13 protein-coding genes and 1 pseudogene are annotated in these 12,770 nt (G+C 71.8%); 7 read left to right on the top strand and 7 right to left on the bottom strand.

All coding sequences use genetic code 11. The features are described from left to right. Positions 1 to 2: 2 nt before the first annotated feature. From GA0070604_RS01090 to GA0070604_RS01105, 4 genes are all read right to left on the bottom strand, one after another. Entirely contained in the window at positions 3 to 443 is a 441-nt protein-coding gene (locus GA0070604_RS01090) for a DUF2293 domain-containing protein (protein ID WP_208601954.1), read from the bottom strand. A gap of 247 nt (positions 444 to 690) precedes the next feature. After that, positions 691 to 1,344 carry a response regulator gene (locus GA0070604_RS01095; protein ID WP_091112652.1) on the bottom strand — a complete coding sequence of 218 codons (654 nt, stop codon included), beginning with the start codon at positions 1,342 to 1,344 and terminating at the stop codon, positions 691 to 693. After that, positions 1,341 to 2,483, bottom strand: a complete 1,143-nt coding sequence (locus GA0070604_RS01100; RefSeq protein ID WP_091126824.1) for a sensor histidine kinase — start codon at positions 2,481 to 2,483, stop codon at positions 1,341 to 1,343. The genes GA0070604_RS01095 and GA0070604_RS01100 overlap by 4 nt, the downstream gene beginning before the upstream one ends. A gap of 10 nt (positions 2,484 to 2,493) precedes the next feature. Next, complete coding sequence (locus GA0070604_RS01105) at positions 2,494 to 2,982, bottom strand: hypothetical protein (protein WP_091112656.1); 489 nt, start codon at positions 2,980 to 2,982, stop codon at positions 2,494 to 2,496. Positions 2,983 to 3,100: 118 nt separating this feature from the next. On the opposite strand from GA0070604_RS01105, the gene GA0070604_RS01110 reads away from it, so the two are divergent. The 7 genes and pseudogenes from GA0070604_RS01110 (at position 3,101) to GA0070604_RS34080 (ending at position 9,837) form a co-directional block, all read left to right on the top strand. Continuing rightward, a complete protein-coding gene (locus tag GA0070604_RS01110) occupies positions 3,101 to 3,973 on the top strand; it encodes an ABC transporter ATP-binding protein (RefSeq protein ID WP_091112659.1) in 873 nt (290 codons plus the stop codon). Further along, the gene (locus GA0070604_RS01115) at positions 3,970 to 4,941 is read left to right on the top strand and encodes a transmembrane transport protein (RefSeq protein WP_091112663.1); all 972 of its coding nucleotides are present in this window, start codon (positions 3,970 to 3,972) and stop codon (positions 4,939 to 4,941) included. Before GA0070604_RS01110 ends, GA0070604_RS01115 begins: the two co-directional genes overlap by 4 nt. A 348-nt stretch (positions 4,942 to 5,289) precedes the next feature. Then, the gene (locus GA0070604_RS01120; RefSeq protein WP_091126825.1) at positions 5,290 to 6,261 is read left to right on the top strand and encodes an efflux RND transporter periplasmic adaptor subunit; all 972 of its coding nucleotides are present in this window, start codon (positions 5,290 to 5,292) and stop codon (positions 6,259 to 6,261) included. Beyond that, positions 6,258 to 6,962, top strand: a complete 705-nt coding sequence (locus tag GA0070604_RS01125) for an ABC transporter ATP-binding protein (RefSeq protein ID WP_091112669.1) — start codon at positions 6,258 to 6,260, stop codon at positions 6,960 to 6,962. The genes GA0070604_RS01120 and GA0070604_RS01125 overlap by 4 nt, the downstream gene beginning before the upstream one ends. A gap of 61 nt (positions 6,963 to 7,023) precedes the next feature. Continuing rightward, positions 7,024 to 8,358 (top strand): ABC transporter permease, encoded by a 1,335-nt coding sequence (locus tag GA0070604_RS01130; protein WP_091112673.1) that lies wholly within the window; start codon positions 7,024 to 7,026, stop codon positions 8,356 to 8,358. Between the two features lie 55 nt (positions 8,359 to 8,413). Beyond that, complete coding sequence (locus GA0070604_RS01135) at positions 8,414 to 8,713, top strand: hypothetical protein (RefSeq protein WP_091112677.1); 300 nt, start codon at positions 8,414 to 8,416, stop codon at positions 8,711 to 8,713. A 40-nt stretch (positions 8,714 to 8,753) separates the two neighbouring features. Next, positions 8,754 to 9,837, top strand: a pseudogene (locus GA0070604_RS34080) (NAD-dependent epimerase/dehydratase family protein). Positions 9,838 to 9,943: 106 nt separating this feature from the next. Here the strand turns inward: GA0070604_RS34080 and GA0070604_RS01145 are convergent. The 3 genes from GA0070604_RS01145 to GA0070604_RS01155 form a co-directional block, all read right to left on the bottom strand. Then, entirely contained in the window at positions 9,944 to 11,143 is a 1,200-nt protein-coding gene (locus GA0070604_RS01145; protein WP_091112679.1) for a GNAT family N-acetyltransferase, read from the bottom strand. A 127-nt stretch (positions 11,144 to 11,270) separates the two neighbouring features. Continuing rightward, complete coding sequence (locus GA0070604_RS01150; RefSeq protein ID WP_091112682.1) at positions 11,271 to 11,990, bottom strand: PP2C family protein-serine/threonine phosphatase; 720 nt, start codon at positions 11,988 to 11,990, stop codon at positions 11,271 to 11,273. A gap of 136 nt (positions 11,991 to 12,126) precedes the next feature. Further along, positions 12,127 to 12,687, bottom strand: coding sequence for a helix-turn-helix domain-containing protein (locus GA0070604_RS01155; RefSeq protein ID WP_091112685.1), 561 nt, complete (start codon positions 12,685 to 12,687; stop codon positions 12,127 to 12,129). Positions 12,688 to 12,770: the final 83 nt, after the last annotated feature.

Consider the following 12,770-nt stretch of genomic DNA (forward strand, 5'->3'; position numbering starts at 1 on the left):
GCTCAGGCCGGGCGCCGCCATCGTTCGAGGACCTGATCGATGTCGTCCTGGACGCGTTCCCGGGCCTGCTCCCGTGGCACACCGGCCATCAGCAGCTCGTCGTACGCGGTGTCCTCGTGCCGCACGGAGGCGACCACGGCCCGGGTCACGGCGTCCGGGCCAAGCGCCCGACCGGCTGCGCTGCGCCCCCACCCGGCCGCTGCCGCGGGTGCCGGTGTGTCGGCTGATCGCCGCCGCCCGCATCGGCGGGCAGCTGGGAACCGCCGGCCGATCTGTTCGGCCAGATCCTGCTGGAACCGCTCGTCCGCGACCTCCCGCCGCTGCCGGTCCCGCTCGCGGCGGCGAGCACGGGCCTCCTCGTCGGACAGGCACTGCTGCTCGGCCTGCTCGACCGCGGCCTCTCCGACCAGCAGCCCCCTGCACGGTGTCGCGGCCAGCCGCAAAGGATCTTGTTGCCTTCGGGCCTACCTGCGCCTGCTGGACCACCCGGAGGAGGACGTCCGAGCGACCGCGGCGATCTGCCTCGGCCACCGGGCCCGCATCCACCGCCGACTCGACACCGACCGGGTCATCCCTGGGCTGCGCTTGAACTGGGAAAATGGGTCGGCACCACTGCCATTCTCCGCCCCTCGCGCGGCACTTGTCGGATTCTGGGTGGTGTGCGGTGTCGTGGGGCGTGGTGGCGGCCGTTCAGGCAGTTTCGATGATCCGGTTCTCCCATGCCCAGACGGCGATCTCGGTGCGGTTACGCAGGCCGAGTTTCGTCTGGATCGTCGACACGTGGCTCTTGACCGTGCTCAGGGAGATGAACAGCTCGGCGCCGATCTCCAGGTTGGTCCGGCCCCGTGCGATCTCCCGTACCACCTCGATCTCGCGTTCCGACAACGACGGTAGCGACTTGTCGGGTTTCGCTGCCGGCGTGGTCAGGTGACGTAGAAGTCGCACGGTGACAGACGGGGAGACGAGCGCGTCTCCGTTGTGGGCCGCGCGGACCGCCTCGACGAGCAGGGCTGGACCGGCGTCCTTGAGGATGAAGCCGACCGCGCCGCCACGCAGGGCCCCGTACACGTACTCGTCGAGGTCGAATGTGGTGACCACGATGACCCGCATCGGGTTGGGTACGCCGGGCCCGGCCAATGCCCGGGTCACCTCGATGCCGTCGAGCCGGGGCATCCGGATGTCCACCAGGCAGACATCGGGGCGCAGCCGGCGGGCCTGCGCGATCGCATCGACGCCGTCTGACGCCTCGGCGATGACGTTGATGTCCGGTTGGTCTTCGAGGATGAGCCGTAGGCCACCGCGGATCATCGCCTGGTCGTCGGCGAGCAGTACGCGGATCGTCATCGCGGCCGTCCATCCTGCGTCGGCAGGGTGGCCAGGACCGACCAGCCGGCGTCGGGGAGGGGGCCAGCGTGCAGCGTACCGCCGAGTGTTTCGACGCGTTCACGCATGCCGATGAGGCCGTATCCACCGCGATTCGCGACGCGGGTCGGGCCCGGTTGCGCGTCATCGATCACCTCGACCCTGACACCGGAGGGATCCTGGTCGACGGTGACGGCGACGCTGTGGGCGTGCGGCGCGTGGCGGGCCACGTTCGTCAACGCCTCCCGGACGACCCGGTACACGGTGTTGGTCACCTCCGGCGGCCACGCCGCGCTCTCGTCGGGTACGCGCAGGCGCACCGGCGGGCCTTGCCGACTGAAGCGCTCGACGAGTACGTCGAGCTGTTCCGGCCCGGCCGAGGCGGGCGGCGCGTCCTCGGTGTCGCGCAACAGACCTACCACGCGACGCATCGCGCGCAGCGCCTCGGCACCGGCGGCCTCGATCCCCGTCAGCGACTCGGCCACCTGCTCCGGGTTCTTCCGCGCGACGAGCTGAGCGGCCTGCGCCTGGATCAGCATGCCGGTGATGTGGTGGGCAACCACGTCGTGCAGCTCCCGGGCCAGCTCCAGCCGCTCGTCTCGGCGTACCTTCTCGCCGGTGGCCGCCGCCCGTTCGTCGAGCAGGCGCAGCGCCAGTCCGACCCCGACCGCGCCGAGCCAGGCCGCCGCGTTGATCACCCAGACCCCCGTGGCGCCCGAGGGGTGCGGCCGGGCGGCGAGAAAGGCGCCGCAGAACAGCACGAGCCATCCGGTGGCAAGTCCACCAGCCGGTACGGGAGGCAGCGTGCGCACGGCCGAGCCGACGAGCACGGCGAGCGCCAGCGCCATGGCCGGCCCCGGCTCGGTCGGCAGGTGGAACACCCGGGCTGCCGCGACGGCCAGTCCAGCGATCACGAGACCGGCGACGGCCGTCAACGCCCGCTGCCGCCGTCGTACCAGCGCCAGCGCACAGACCACGACGGCGGCCCCACCGCCCGCGAGCCAGTACCGGGCGCCCCACGTCTGGGCGAACGCCACGAACTGGGTGCCGATCACGGCGAGGAAGAGCACGGCGAGTCCCGCCGTGGTCACGGTCCCGAGCCGCCGGTCCCAGATGTTCACCCTGGTCACGCTACGAGAGCCGCCCGACGATCCGCATGGTGAGCCCAAGCGCCACGGCGACCAGCCAGGTGACCGTGTTCAGGACGGTCACCGGGGTGAAGCCCATCGCGTCCGGGAGTGCCGTCAACCAGGTGCCCACCGCCACCGCGAACCCGCCCGCCGCAACAGCCGCGGCCTGCGGCCCCGGCAGCGTCCGGACTCCCGCGCCGACGAGCACGGCCAGCGCCAATGCGGTGACCGGTCCCGGCTCCTGCGGCAGGTCGGCGACGCGGGCCACGACGACGGCCACCGCAGCGGTCGCGATCCCGCCCGCCACCGGCCAGGTCCGCCGCGGCCCACGCAGCAGCGCGAGCACGCCCGCCACCACCCCGGCGAAACAGTCGAACAGCCAATAGGGGCTGCCCCAACTGGCCTCGATCAGATACGCCGTGAGCCCGAGCCCCGTGACGAAGAGCAGCCCCAGCACAAGGTTCGTCGCGGTTCGGTACGTCGTGTTCATAGCGAGGACGGTAGAAGATCAGCGAGCCGCACGAACCGGCCAAAAGTAGGGCCCTCCTCCGTGCCTGCCCCTGCTTTGGACCGATGCCGGCCCGGCCCGCCGTTCACAGGATGAGCCCATGGAAACACCACTCGTACTGCACGCCGAGCGGCTCACCAAGCGGTACGGCCGCCGTGTGGCACTGGCCGACTGCGATCTCATGATCCCTCGCGGGCACATCGTCGGGCTTGTCGGCCCGAACGGCGCCGGCAAGTCCACCCTGCTGCAACTGGCCTCCGGCCTGATCGGCCCGACCTCCGGCACGTTGTCCGTCCTCGGGTCCAGACCGGCAGCCAACGCGGCCCACCTGGCCCGGGTCGGCTTCGTTGCCCAGGACACCCCGCTGTACGCCTCGCTCAGCGTGGCCGACCACCTGAAGATGGGCGCGTGGCTGAACCCCTCCTGGGACCTGGCGCTGGCCGAGCGGCGGATCGCGGAGGTCGGCCTGGACCCCGCGCAGCAGGCGGGCCGGCTCTCCGGCGGCCAGCGGGCGCAGCTCGCGATGACCATCGCCGCCGCGAAGCGACCCGAGCTGCTCATCTTCGACGAGCCCGCCGCCGCGCTGGACCCCCTGGCGCGCAGGGGCTTCATGCACAGTCTCGTGGAGTTCGTCGGTGAGTTGGGGGCCAGTGCCGTGCTCTCCTCACACTTGTTGAGCGATGTGGAGCAGGTCTGCGACTACCTCGTCGTACTCTGCGACTCGCGTATCCAGGTCGCCGGCCCGGTGCGGGAACTGCTCGCCTCGCACCACAGGGTCATCGGCGATCCGGCCACGATCGCCGGGGTCGAGGTCATCTGGGCGGAGCACGGCCGCGCCGTGGTTCGGGGTGACGCAGCGGTACGGGCCAGGGACGCCGGGCCGGTCACGCTGGAGGAGTTGGTCCTCGCCTACATGTCGCGGTCCGCCGTAACGGGTGCCGTGTCCCGCGAGAGCGCGGCGGTGGCGCGATGATCCGGATGAGCCTGCGGCAGCTCCGTGTCCAAGCGCTCGTCGGAGCGATCCTGTTGGTCCTGGCCGCCACCTACCTGATTCGCCTCGGCGGGGACATCCGTGCCGTGCGCGACGCATCCCAGCTTCCCGGCCAGTACCGGCAGACGATGCTGTTCCTTGCCGCCGGTTTCGGGCTGGTACCCGCGCTCATCGGTGCGTTCTGGGGCGCGCCGCTCGTCGCCCGGGAACTGGAGACCGGAACCCATCGACTCGTGTGGAACCAGAGCGTGCCCCGCCGCCGCTGGCTCGCGGTCAAGCTGGCGGTGCTCGGCCTCGCCAGCATGGCCGTCGGCGGTGTCCTCAGTGCGCTGTTGACCTGGGCGGCGGACCCGGTCGACCAGGTGGCCGACGACCGGTTCAGCGCGATCCTTTTCGGTGCACGCGGCATCGTGCCCATCGGGTACGCCGCCTTCGGCTTCACCGCCGGCGCCATAACCGGGCTGCTGGTACGGCGCACCCTGCCGGCGATGGCGTTGGTGTTCCTGGCCGTGATCGCGGTGCAGGTCGCTGTGCCGAACCTGCTTCGGCCGCACTACATGCCCGCCGAGCGGATCACCGTACCGATGAGTGCCGACGCCATCAACCAGGCCCGGTCGCTGGGCAGCATCACCGGCGGGCCGGTCGTCGGAGGATTGGCGGTACCGAACGCCTGGGTCACCGACACCAGCGCGTTCCTGACACCTGACGGGCGCCAGCTCTCCGACACCGCGTTCAACGAATGCTTCGACAACGCCCCGGAGACCGGCGCTACCGGCACGTTCGGCGACACCGCGGTATGTCTCGGCGAACTCGACCTCCATGTCGATCTGGCCTACCAGCCCAACCAGCGCTTCTGGTCCTTCCAGTGGATCGAGCTGGGGTTGTATCTCGGGCTCAGCGCGCTGCTCGCGGCGGTCGGCCTCTGGCGCGTCCAGCGCCGGGTCAGCTAGCGGCGTCGGAGGTACGTGCCGGCTGGGGCGCTCCCGTCTTCGGGCCACCTACGGCGTCGATGCCGGCCGCGTAGGGGCAGGGCGACGAGGGCGATAACGGGTTGCGGGTGCCTGGGTTGCCCAGAGTGGCCGGCCCGCCGCGGTCCAGGCCGGCACAAGCCGGGTTCCGCGCGCGCGGCGGGCAGCGGGCCGGGAGGCCTGGCGGTAGTCTTCGACGGATCGTTTGCCGCCGGGGTCACCCCTGCCGCAGGCAACCAATCGTCGACCCCGCGTCTTGTCGAGTGTTCGCGAGAAGCAATCGAGTTAGGGGTACCAGTGCGAAGGCTACCGTCACTGTGCGTGCTCGCGATGGTTGTGGCCGCCGCTGCGGGCTGCAGCGAGCCGAGCGCGCAGGCGGAGACGCCTGGTCTAGCGGCTCGGGGCACGACGATGACCACGGTGCAGCCCACCCGCCAGGACCTCGCGAACAAGCTGAGCCTCTCCGGGAAGGTGACCGTCAACCCGGTGTTCGGGATCGTGGCCCCGGTCGCCGGGCAGGTGCGGTATCTCGATGTCAGGACGCCGCAGAGTACGCCGACCAAACCGACGAGGGTGGCCAGCGTCTGGGCGTCCGGCAAGGCGCACCGCATCGAGGTTCCGGCGGGCGCGGTGTTCGCCGGCCGACTGGTGGACCACGGCTCCAAGGTGCCCGCCGGAATGCCCATCGTCTCGGCAAAGAAGATCGGCTATGGGCTCGTCGCCGACATCGACGGCGCTCAGGCTTACCAGATCTCGGACACTCTCACGACGGTCCAGGCCCAGATCAAGAACGGCCCCGGGCCTTTCCCGTGCAAGGTGCTCGGCACCATCGCCGCACTGCCCGCCGGCACCATCCCGGATCCGCCGGCCGTGGAGCCCACCGCCGGCCCGTCTGGCCAGCCGTCCGCCTCGCCGGTCGTCCAGGCGCCCCCACCCCAGCAGGACAGGACCGAGCCGTCTGAGGCGACCGGGATGCGCCTGGTCTGCACCGCACCCGCCAACGTGAAGCTGATCAACGGAGCCAGCGCCACGATCGAGGTGGTGACCGCGCGGGCCGCCAAGGCGCTGGTGCTCCCGGTCGAAGCGGTGGCCGGCAGGCAGGGCCGGGGCAAGGTGGACGTGGTCAAGCCGGACGGTAGCCGGGAGACCAGGGATGTCGTGCTCGGGCTCAGCGACGGCAAGGTCGTGCAGATCAAGTCCGGTCTCACCGGCGATGAGACGGTCGCCGTCCCCGGCCCCGACCTGCCACCCGCCAAACCAGGCGCAGAGGGCGACCCGTCCGCTCCAATGGGTGGAAAATGACGGCGCTGTTGCAGCTCCAGGGCATCACGAAGACGCTGAAGGGCCAGAAGGCACCGCGCACCATCCTCGACGGCACCGACCTGGCCGTCGACAGTGGCGAGAGTGTGGCCATCGTCGGCCGCTCGGGATCCGGCAAGAGCACCCTGCTCAGCCTGATCGGCCTCTTCGACCGGCCAGACGGTGGGCAGTATCTGCTGGATGGTCGGGACATCACCCGGCTGCCGGAACGTAAGGCGGCGGCCCTGCGCAGCGCCGAGTTCGGCTTCGTGTTCCAGCGGTTCTTCCTGCTCAAGCACCTGACCGCCGCGCAGAACGTGGCGATGGCCCTGGTCAACGGCCAGGGCTGGCTGTCGCGCCGCAGACGCCGGGCCCGGACCCTGGAGGCCCTCGACCGGGTCGGCATCGCGCATCTCGCCAAGCACCGGCCGGCCCGCCTGTCCGGCGGCGAGCAACAGCGGGTGGCGATCGCCCGGGCGCTGGTCCGGGAGCCGCGTCTGCTGTTGGCCGACGAGCCGACCGGCGCGCTGGACACGGAGACAGGCAACCTCGTGATCGAGGTGTTGCGCTCGGCGACCGACCGGGGCTGCGGCCTCATCCTGGTCACCCACGACTGGGACCACGCCAACAAGATGCAACGCGTGCTACGCCTCAGCGACGGGGTGCTCCAACCGGCCACCGACACCAGGAGCGTGCCTCAATGAGCCGGCCAGCACAGCAGGTCGCAACGGCGCGCGCCGATGCTGGACACGGCGGGGTGGCCGCGTGATCCGGTTCTCCGGGCGGTTCCGCTCGGCTCTGATCATCGGCGGTCAGGGCATCCGGGCCCGCAAGACCCGTACCCTCCTGTCGATGGTGAGCCTGTTCCTCGGGGTGATGGCCGTGGTTGTCGTCCAGGTCGGTGCCGAGACCGCCAAGAACGCCCGGCTGGCCGATCTGGAACTGCACATGGGCAAGGACGGCACCCGGCAGAGCTACCTGCCGGGCAACGCCGACACCATCCAGATCAGCCAGGACACCCTGAAGGGCCGCAAGGACGCGGTCGCGGTCTCCGCCACCCAGGCGATCATCGGGGAGCCGGGCGTCAGCCCGGTCAACCCCGGCGGAGGACCGTTCGACCAGCCCGGCGGTGGACAGTACGTAGGCCCCGGTGGCGGCGACATGTACTGCGACTCCCGCGGCCACTGTCAGCCCATCGGGCCGGCCGACGATGCCCCAGCCGTTCCGGTTCCCGGCAAAGCCATCGAGCTGAGCCTCTACGCGCTCACCGGCGACATCCGCCAGTTCCGACCCTTCCGGCCGGTGTCCGGCCAGTGGCTGGACTTCGCCTCCGATCCATCGCTGTCCCCACGGATCGTCATCAACCGCGAGGCCGCCAAGGGATTCACCCGCCACCAGGTGCCGGCCGAGATGCGCGTCGAGGGAGCCACCGCCGACCCGACACCGCGCATCATCGGCGTCATCGACGACGGCAACCCGCAGCCCACCGCCTACCTCCGAGCCGACGAACTGCAGAACTGGATGCCCCGCGCGAGCAACAACGGCGACTACGGCGTAGGACTGCAAGTCATGCTCGCGCCCACCGCAGGCGACCTGGAGCAACTGCTACGGATCCGCCTCACCGCGAGCGGGATACCCGCCGAACAGATCTACTTCGAGACGATCCAGGCGCGGAAGGACATCGCCAAGGAACTGGCGCTCCTCCGTTGGATCTTCCTCGGCATGGCCGGCCTGGTCCTCCTCATCGGCGTCGCCGGCATCCTCAACGTCGGACTCGCAACCGTCGGCGAGCGAGTCGAGGAATTCGCACTACGGCGCGCCGTGGGCACCTCACGGTCACTGCTCGCCGGCATCGTCCTCGCGGAGACACTCCTGACCGGCCTCCTCACCGCAGCCGCGGCAATCGGACTGTCCGCCCTCGCCCTGACCGCGATCAGCGCACTGTTCGGCGACCGGGAACCGCTCCTGCAGGACCTCGTGTTCCCCTGGCAGGCAGGGGTCGCAGGAGTCATCGCCGGGCTCATCGCCGGACTGCTCGGCGGCCTCATTCCGGCCATCCGCGCCGCCCGTATCCCGATCGCCACCGTCATGCGCGCCTGAATCCACGCGGGCAAGCGTTGGGCATGGCGCGGCCGGGCCGGGGAACCGGTCCGCCATGAGACTGAGCAGCACTCCCGCGGTGGCCGCGTCGAGCGAGGTGACCGGCTCCGACGGGGTACGCCGACCCGGCGGCGAGGTGCACGCCTGGCTGCCGGGGCAGAACCAGACTGTCTGTGGGCTGCCGTTGAGCCGTACCCGGCTGCGTCGCTTCCCGCACGTGCCGTTCGACTACTCGTCAACGGACGTGCTCACCGGAGCCGACCCGGAGGGGTACCTCTGCCCGCGCTGCCTGGCCGCCACGCAGGGCCGCCGGAGGCAGGAGAAGAGCTGGGTACGCCGCTCGCCCCGGCCCTGAGGCGGGGTTGGTGCCCGCCGCAACGGGTACGGCACCGGCCATGCGCATCGTGATCGTGGGGGCGACCGGCAACGTGGGCACGGCGGTGCTGCGGCGGCTACGCCGGGAGGCGGGGACGGAGCTGGTCGGGGTGGCCCGCCGGCTGCCCGGACCGGACGCGGGTGAGCCGTACGACGGGGTGGCGTGGCGCTCCTGCGACATCGGCAGTCCGGGGGCGGCCGAGCGGTTGGCGGCGATCTTCGCCGGGGCGCGGGCGGTGGTGCACCTGGCCTGGCAGATCCAGCCCAGCCACGACCGGCGGACGCTGTACCGGACCAACGTCGGCGGCAGCCGGGCGGTGCTCGACGCGGCCGTCCGGGCCGGCGTACCCGCCCTGGTGTACGCCTCGTCGATCGGCGCGTACGCGCCCGGGCCGAAGGACCACCCGGTCAGCGAGCGCTGGCCGGCGACCGGGGTGGCGGGATCGTCGTACAGCCGGGACAAGGCGGAGGTGGAGGCGTTGCTCGACACGGTCGAGCGGGAGCACCCGGAGCTGCGGGTGGTCCGGCTGCGGCCGGGACTGATCTTCCAGCGCGACGCCGGTACCGAGATCAGCCGCTACTTTCTCGTGCCCCCTGGTCCCGGTGCGGTTGCTCCGGTACGGCCGCATCCCGCTCGTACCCGCGAACCGCCGCCTCCGGTTGCAGGCGGTGCACGCCGACGACGTCGCCGACGCGTACGTGAGGGCGGTCCTGGGTGAGGCGCGCGGCGCCTTCAACGTGGCCGCGGACCCGGTGTTGACTCCGGAGCTGGTGGCCCGGCACTTCCACGGCTGGACGGTGCCGGTGGCGGCCCCGGTGCTGCGCGCGGCGGCGGCCCTGACCTGGGCGGCGCGACTGCAACCGGTCGACGTGGGCTGGGTCGATCTGGCCCTGAACGCGCCGCTGATGTCCAGCGAGCGCGCCGAGACCGAGCTGGGCTGGATCCCCCGGGTCGACTCGGTCAGCGCGCTCCGGGAGGTCTTCGCCGGCATGGCCGACCGCGCCGGCACCGCGTCCCCGCCCCTGTCGACGGACCCCAACCTTCCCGGCCGCCCCGCTGCCCTCCTCCGTTCCCGCCTCCCCGGTCACCCCAACCCCTACTGACTCCCGCGTCGCCCCGAGTGACGAGGCGGCAGTTTCCCTGGAAGTGCTGCCTTCGGGCGGGTGGAGGCAGCAGCTCCCCGAAAGTGCTGGGCCGGAAGCGGTGGGGTCAGAAGTCGGCGAAGAGGTAGGGGAGGGCGCGGGGGAAGATCCGGCGTAGTTCCGTGGCGGCGTCCGCCGGGATCTCGCCGAGCCCCCGGATGGTGACCTCGGCCGGATCCAGCACCCCGTACGCCAGGCCGGAGAGTCCGGCGGCGGTGAGCGTCGCGGCCGGGACGGTGCCCGCGCCGGCGGAGTCGCCGGGCAGCACCTCCAGCCGGCCGGTGGTGCCGTCGAGCAGGTGGGTGCCGGCGAGCCACCGGTCACCGACCAGCTCGACGTTGACCCGGCCGGCCCCGGCCGGCAGCCCGGCGAGCGCGTCCAGGCTGAGCAGTCGGGCCATCGGGGCGGGCGATCCGGGGCGGGACACCCGCGCCTCGACGTGCACCGCCAGGTCGGTCAGCCACAGCTCGGGCAGCTCGTCGGCGGGCAGGTGGACGCGGATCCGGTCCACCTGGTCGACGTGGCGGGCGAAGAACTGGAGCAGCGACGCGCGGGCGTACGGGTCGTCGGTGAGCAGGTCGTCGGCGATCAGCTCGCCGCCGTGGTCGTCGATGCGGTAGGTGACCGCGCCGACGGTCGCGCCGTCGCGTACGGCGGTGAGCAGCCAGCGGTCGTCCCGGTCGCGCAGGCCGACCGCCCGGAAGTCGGGGAAGATCGCGAAGCCGTGCCGCTCGTGCAGGCAGTGCTCGGTGTACGCGCGCCACGTCTCATAGCCGGCGCCGATCCGCTCCCAGGCGACCTCGCCGGGTAGTTCGGCGCGGAGCAGCGGGGCCAGGTCGGCCGGGGAGAAGACAGCGTTCCGCCGGCGGGGCAGCCCGACGTAGCCGAAGCGTTCGTAGAACGAGGCGCGGAACGGGTACAGCGCGCTCACCGTGTGCCCCTCCGCCCGCATCTCGTCGAGGAGCTGGTGCAGCAGGGTCCGGACGTGGCCGCGCCGGCGGGCCAGCGGGTGGGTCACCACCCCGCCCACGCCGGCCATCTGCAGGACACGTCCGCGCAGGTTCTGCCGCATCGGGATCGCACTGGCAGCGGCCGTCGTACCGCCGTCCTCCTCGACGACCAGCGTCCGGTTGCCCGCCTGGTACGGCAGGTACTCGCGGAACTCGTCGAGCCGGGACGCGGCCATCGGCGACTTCTCGAACGCGTACGCAAGGAGCGGGAAGCTGTGGGTCAGGCGTTCCTCGGCGGCCAACCGACGGATGATCATGTGTCCATCCCAACCTGTGGAGGCGACCGGCACAACCGGATTCACCGCAGGTCACCGGCAGGCGCAACCTGGCTGGCACAACCATCTGGTCGGGCGGAGGCCGCCCGGGTTGCGACGGGCGGCCGGGTCAGGCCGCGGTGACGTCGGACACCACGACGGTGACGTTGTCCGGCGCGCCGGCCTGGTGGGCGAGCTTGACCAGTTGCTCGCCGCACTGCTGCCGGTCGACGTACGTGGTGAGCGTGGTGGCGATGGGGGAGTCCTCCACATAGTCGGACAGGCCGTCGCTGCACAGCAGCAGTCGGTCGCCGGGTACGAGAGTGAGCACCCCGATGGCCGGCGGCGTGTCGGAACCCTGCACGGCGCGGGTGACCAGGGAGCGCTGCGGGTGGTGCCGGGCCTGGTCGGGGGAGAGCGCGCCCTGGTCGACCAGCGCCTGCACGAAGGTGTCGTCCCGGGTGAGCTGGGTCAGCTCACCGTTGCGCAGCAGGTAGCAACGGGAGTCGCCGACCTGGGCGAGGACCAGGGTTTCGCCGGCGAGCAGGCCGGCGGTCAATGTCGTACCCATGCCCTCGCGGGCCGGGTCCGCCGTGATGGCGGCCCGGATGCGCTGGTTGGCGGTGCTCACCACGGCCCGCAGCGCCTCGGCGGCCTCGTCGGGGACGGTCGGCGGGGTCAGCTCGTCGAGGATCCGGATGACGATCTCGCTCGCCACCTCGCCGGCGGGCAGCCCGCCCATGCCGTCGGCCACCGCCACCAGGCGGTCACCGGCGAGGGCCGAGTCCTCGTTGTTGGTACGGACGAGGCCGACATCGTTGCGGATGGCCGAGCGGAGGATCAGCGTCATGGGACAAGCTTGCCAAGAAGACCACCTTCCCGTCTCTACCGAGGTACCGGTCTGTGGAAAGAACCGCCGCTGTCGTTCACCAGCGGCCGAGTCACCGGGCCATCCACAGTGGCCGGTGCAGGCGGTGCCGACAGGCTCAGCGGCGCGGGTAACGCAGCAGCAGGCTCGCGCGTACCTCCTCGTCGCCGACCGCGGCGTAGCTGTGCGGCACGTCGGAGGTCCAGCGCAGGTGGCCGCCGGACGCGGCGGTCAGCGGGGCGTCCACCGGCCCGGCCCGCAGTACGCCGGCGAAGACGGTGACGTGCTCGGTCACCCCGGGATGGTGCGCGGGGGAGAGCTGGCCGGGCCCGGGGGCGACCCGCATCCGGTACAGCTCGTAGGTCGCGTCCGCCTCGGTGAAGACCTCCAGCAGGGTGGCGTGGACCGCCGTGCCGCTGACCGTGGGCTGCGCCGCCGTCGTGTTCAGCACGGCGGTGAGCGGTACGCCGAGCTGCGCGGTGACCGCGTACAGGGTCTCCAGGGTCGGGTTGCGGGTGCCGTTCTCCAGCCCGGAGAGGGTGGCCTTCCCGACACCCGCCAGCCGGGCCAGCGTGGAGAGGGACATGCCGCGCTCCTCGCGGAGGGCGCGGACCTGGCGTCCGACCGCCACGGCGCCCGTGTCGGGCGTCGGGTCCCGGTCTGGTGGGGCTGCTGCCATCCGGCTATGGTGCTACATCGTGGCGTTCCGTAAACGGAACGATGTCGCCGCCGTTCGGCGGCGCGGAGGGGCAACCTGAGGAG

This window comes from Micromonospora eburnea (genome assembly GCF_900090225.1).
Lineage (GTDB): Bacteria > Actinomycetota > Actinomycetes > Mycobacteriales > Micromonosporaceae > Micromonospora > Micromonospora eburnea.

Coding starts and splice junctions, on each gene's coding strand:
- GA0070604_RS01095 (WP_091112652.1), bottom strand. CDS start 1,344: ATGACGATCCGCGTACTGCTCGCCGACGACCAGGCGATGATCCGCGGT.
- GA0070604_RS01105 (WP_091112656.1), bottom strand. CDS start 2,982: ATGAACACGACGTACCGAACCGCGACGAACCTTGTGCTGGGGCTGCTC.
- GA0070604_RS01150 (WP_091112682.1), bottom strand. CDS start 11,990: ATGACGCTGATCCTCCGCTCGGCCATCCGCAACGATGTCGGCCTCGTC.
- GA0070604_RS01145 (WP_091112679.1), bottom strand. CDS start 11,143: ATGATCATCCGTCGGTTGGCCGCCGAGGAACGCCTGACCCACAGCTTC.
- GA0070604_RS01120 (WP_091126825.1), top strand. CDS start 5,290: ATGGTTGTGGCCGCCGCTGCGGGCTGCAGCGAGCCGAGCGCGCAGGCG.
- GA0070604_RS01125 (WP_091112669.1), top strand. CDS start 6,258: ATGACGGCGCTGTTGCAGCTCCAGGGCATCACGAAGACGCTGAAGGGC.
- GA0070604_RS01135 (WP_091112677.1), top strand. CDS start 8,414: ATGAGACTGAGCAGCACTCCCGCGGTGGCCGCGTCGAGCGAGGTGACC.
- GA0070604_RS01110 (WP_091112659.1), top strand. CDS start 3,101: ATGGAAACACCACTCGTACTGCACGCCGAGCGGCTCACCAAGCGGTAC.
- GA0070604_RS01115 (WP_091112663.1), top strand. CDS start 3,970: ATGATCCGGATGAGCCTGCGGCAGCTCCGTGTCCAAGCGCTCGTCGGA.
- GA0070604_RS01155 (WP_091112685.1), bottom strand. CDS start 12,687: ATGGCAGCAGCCCCACCAGACCGGGACCCGACGCCCGACACGGGCGCC.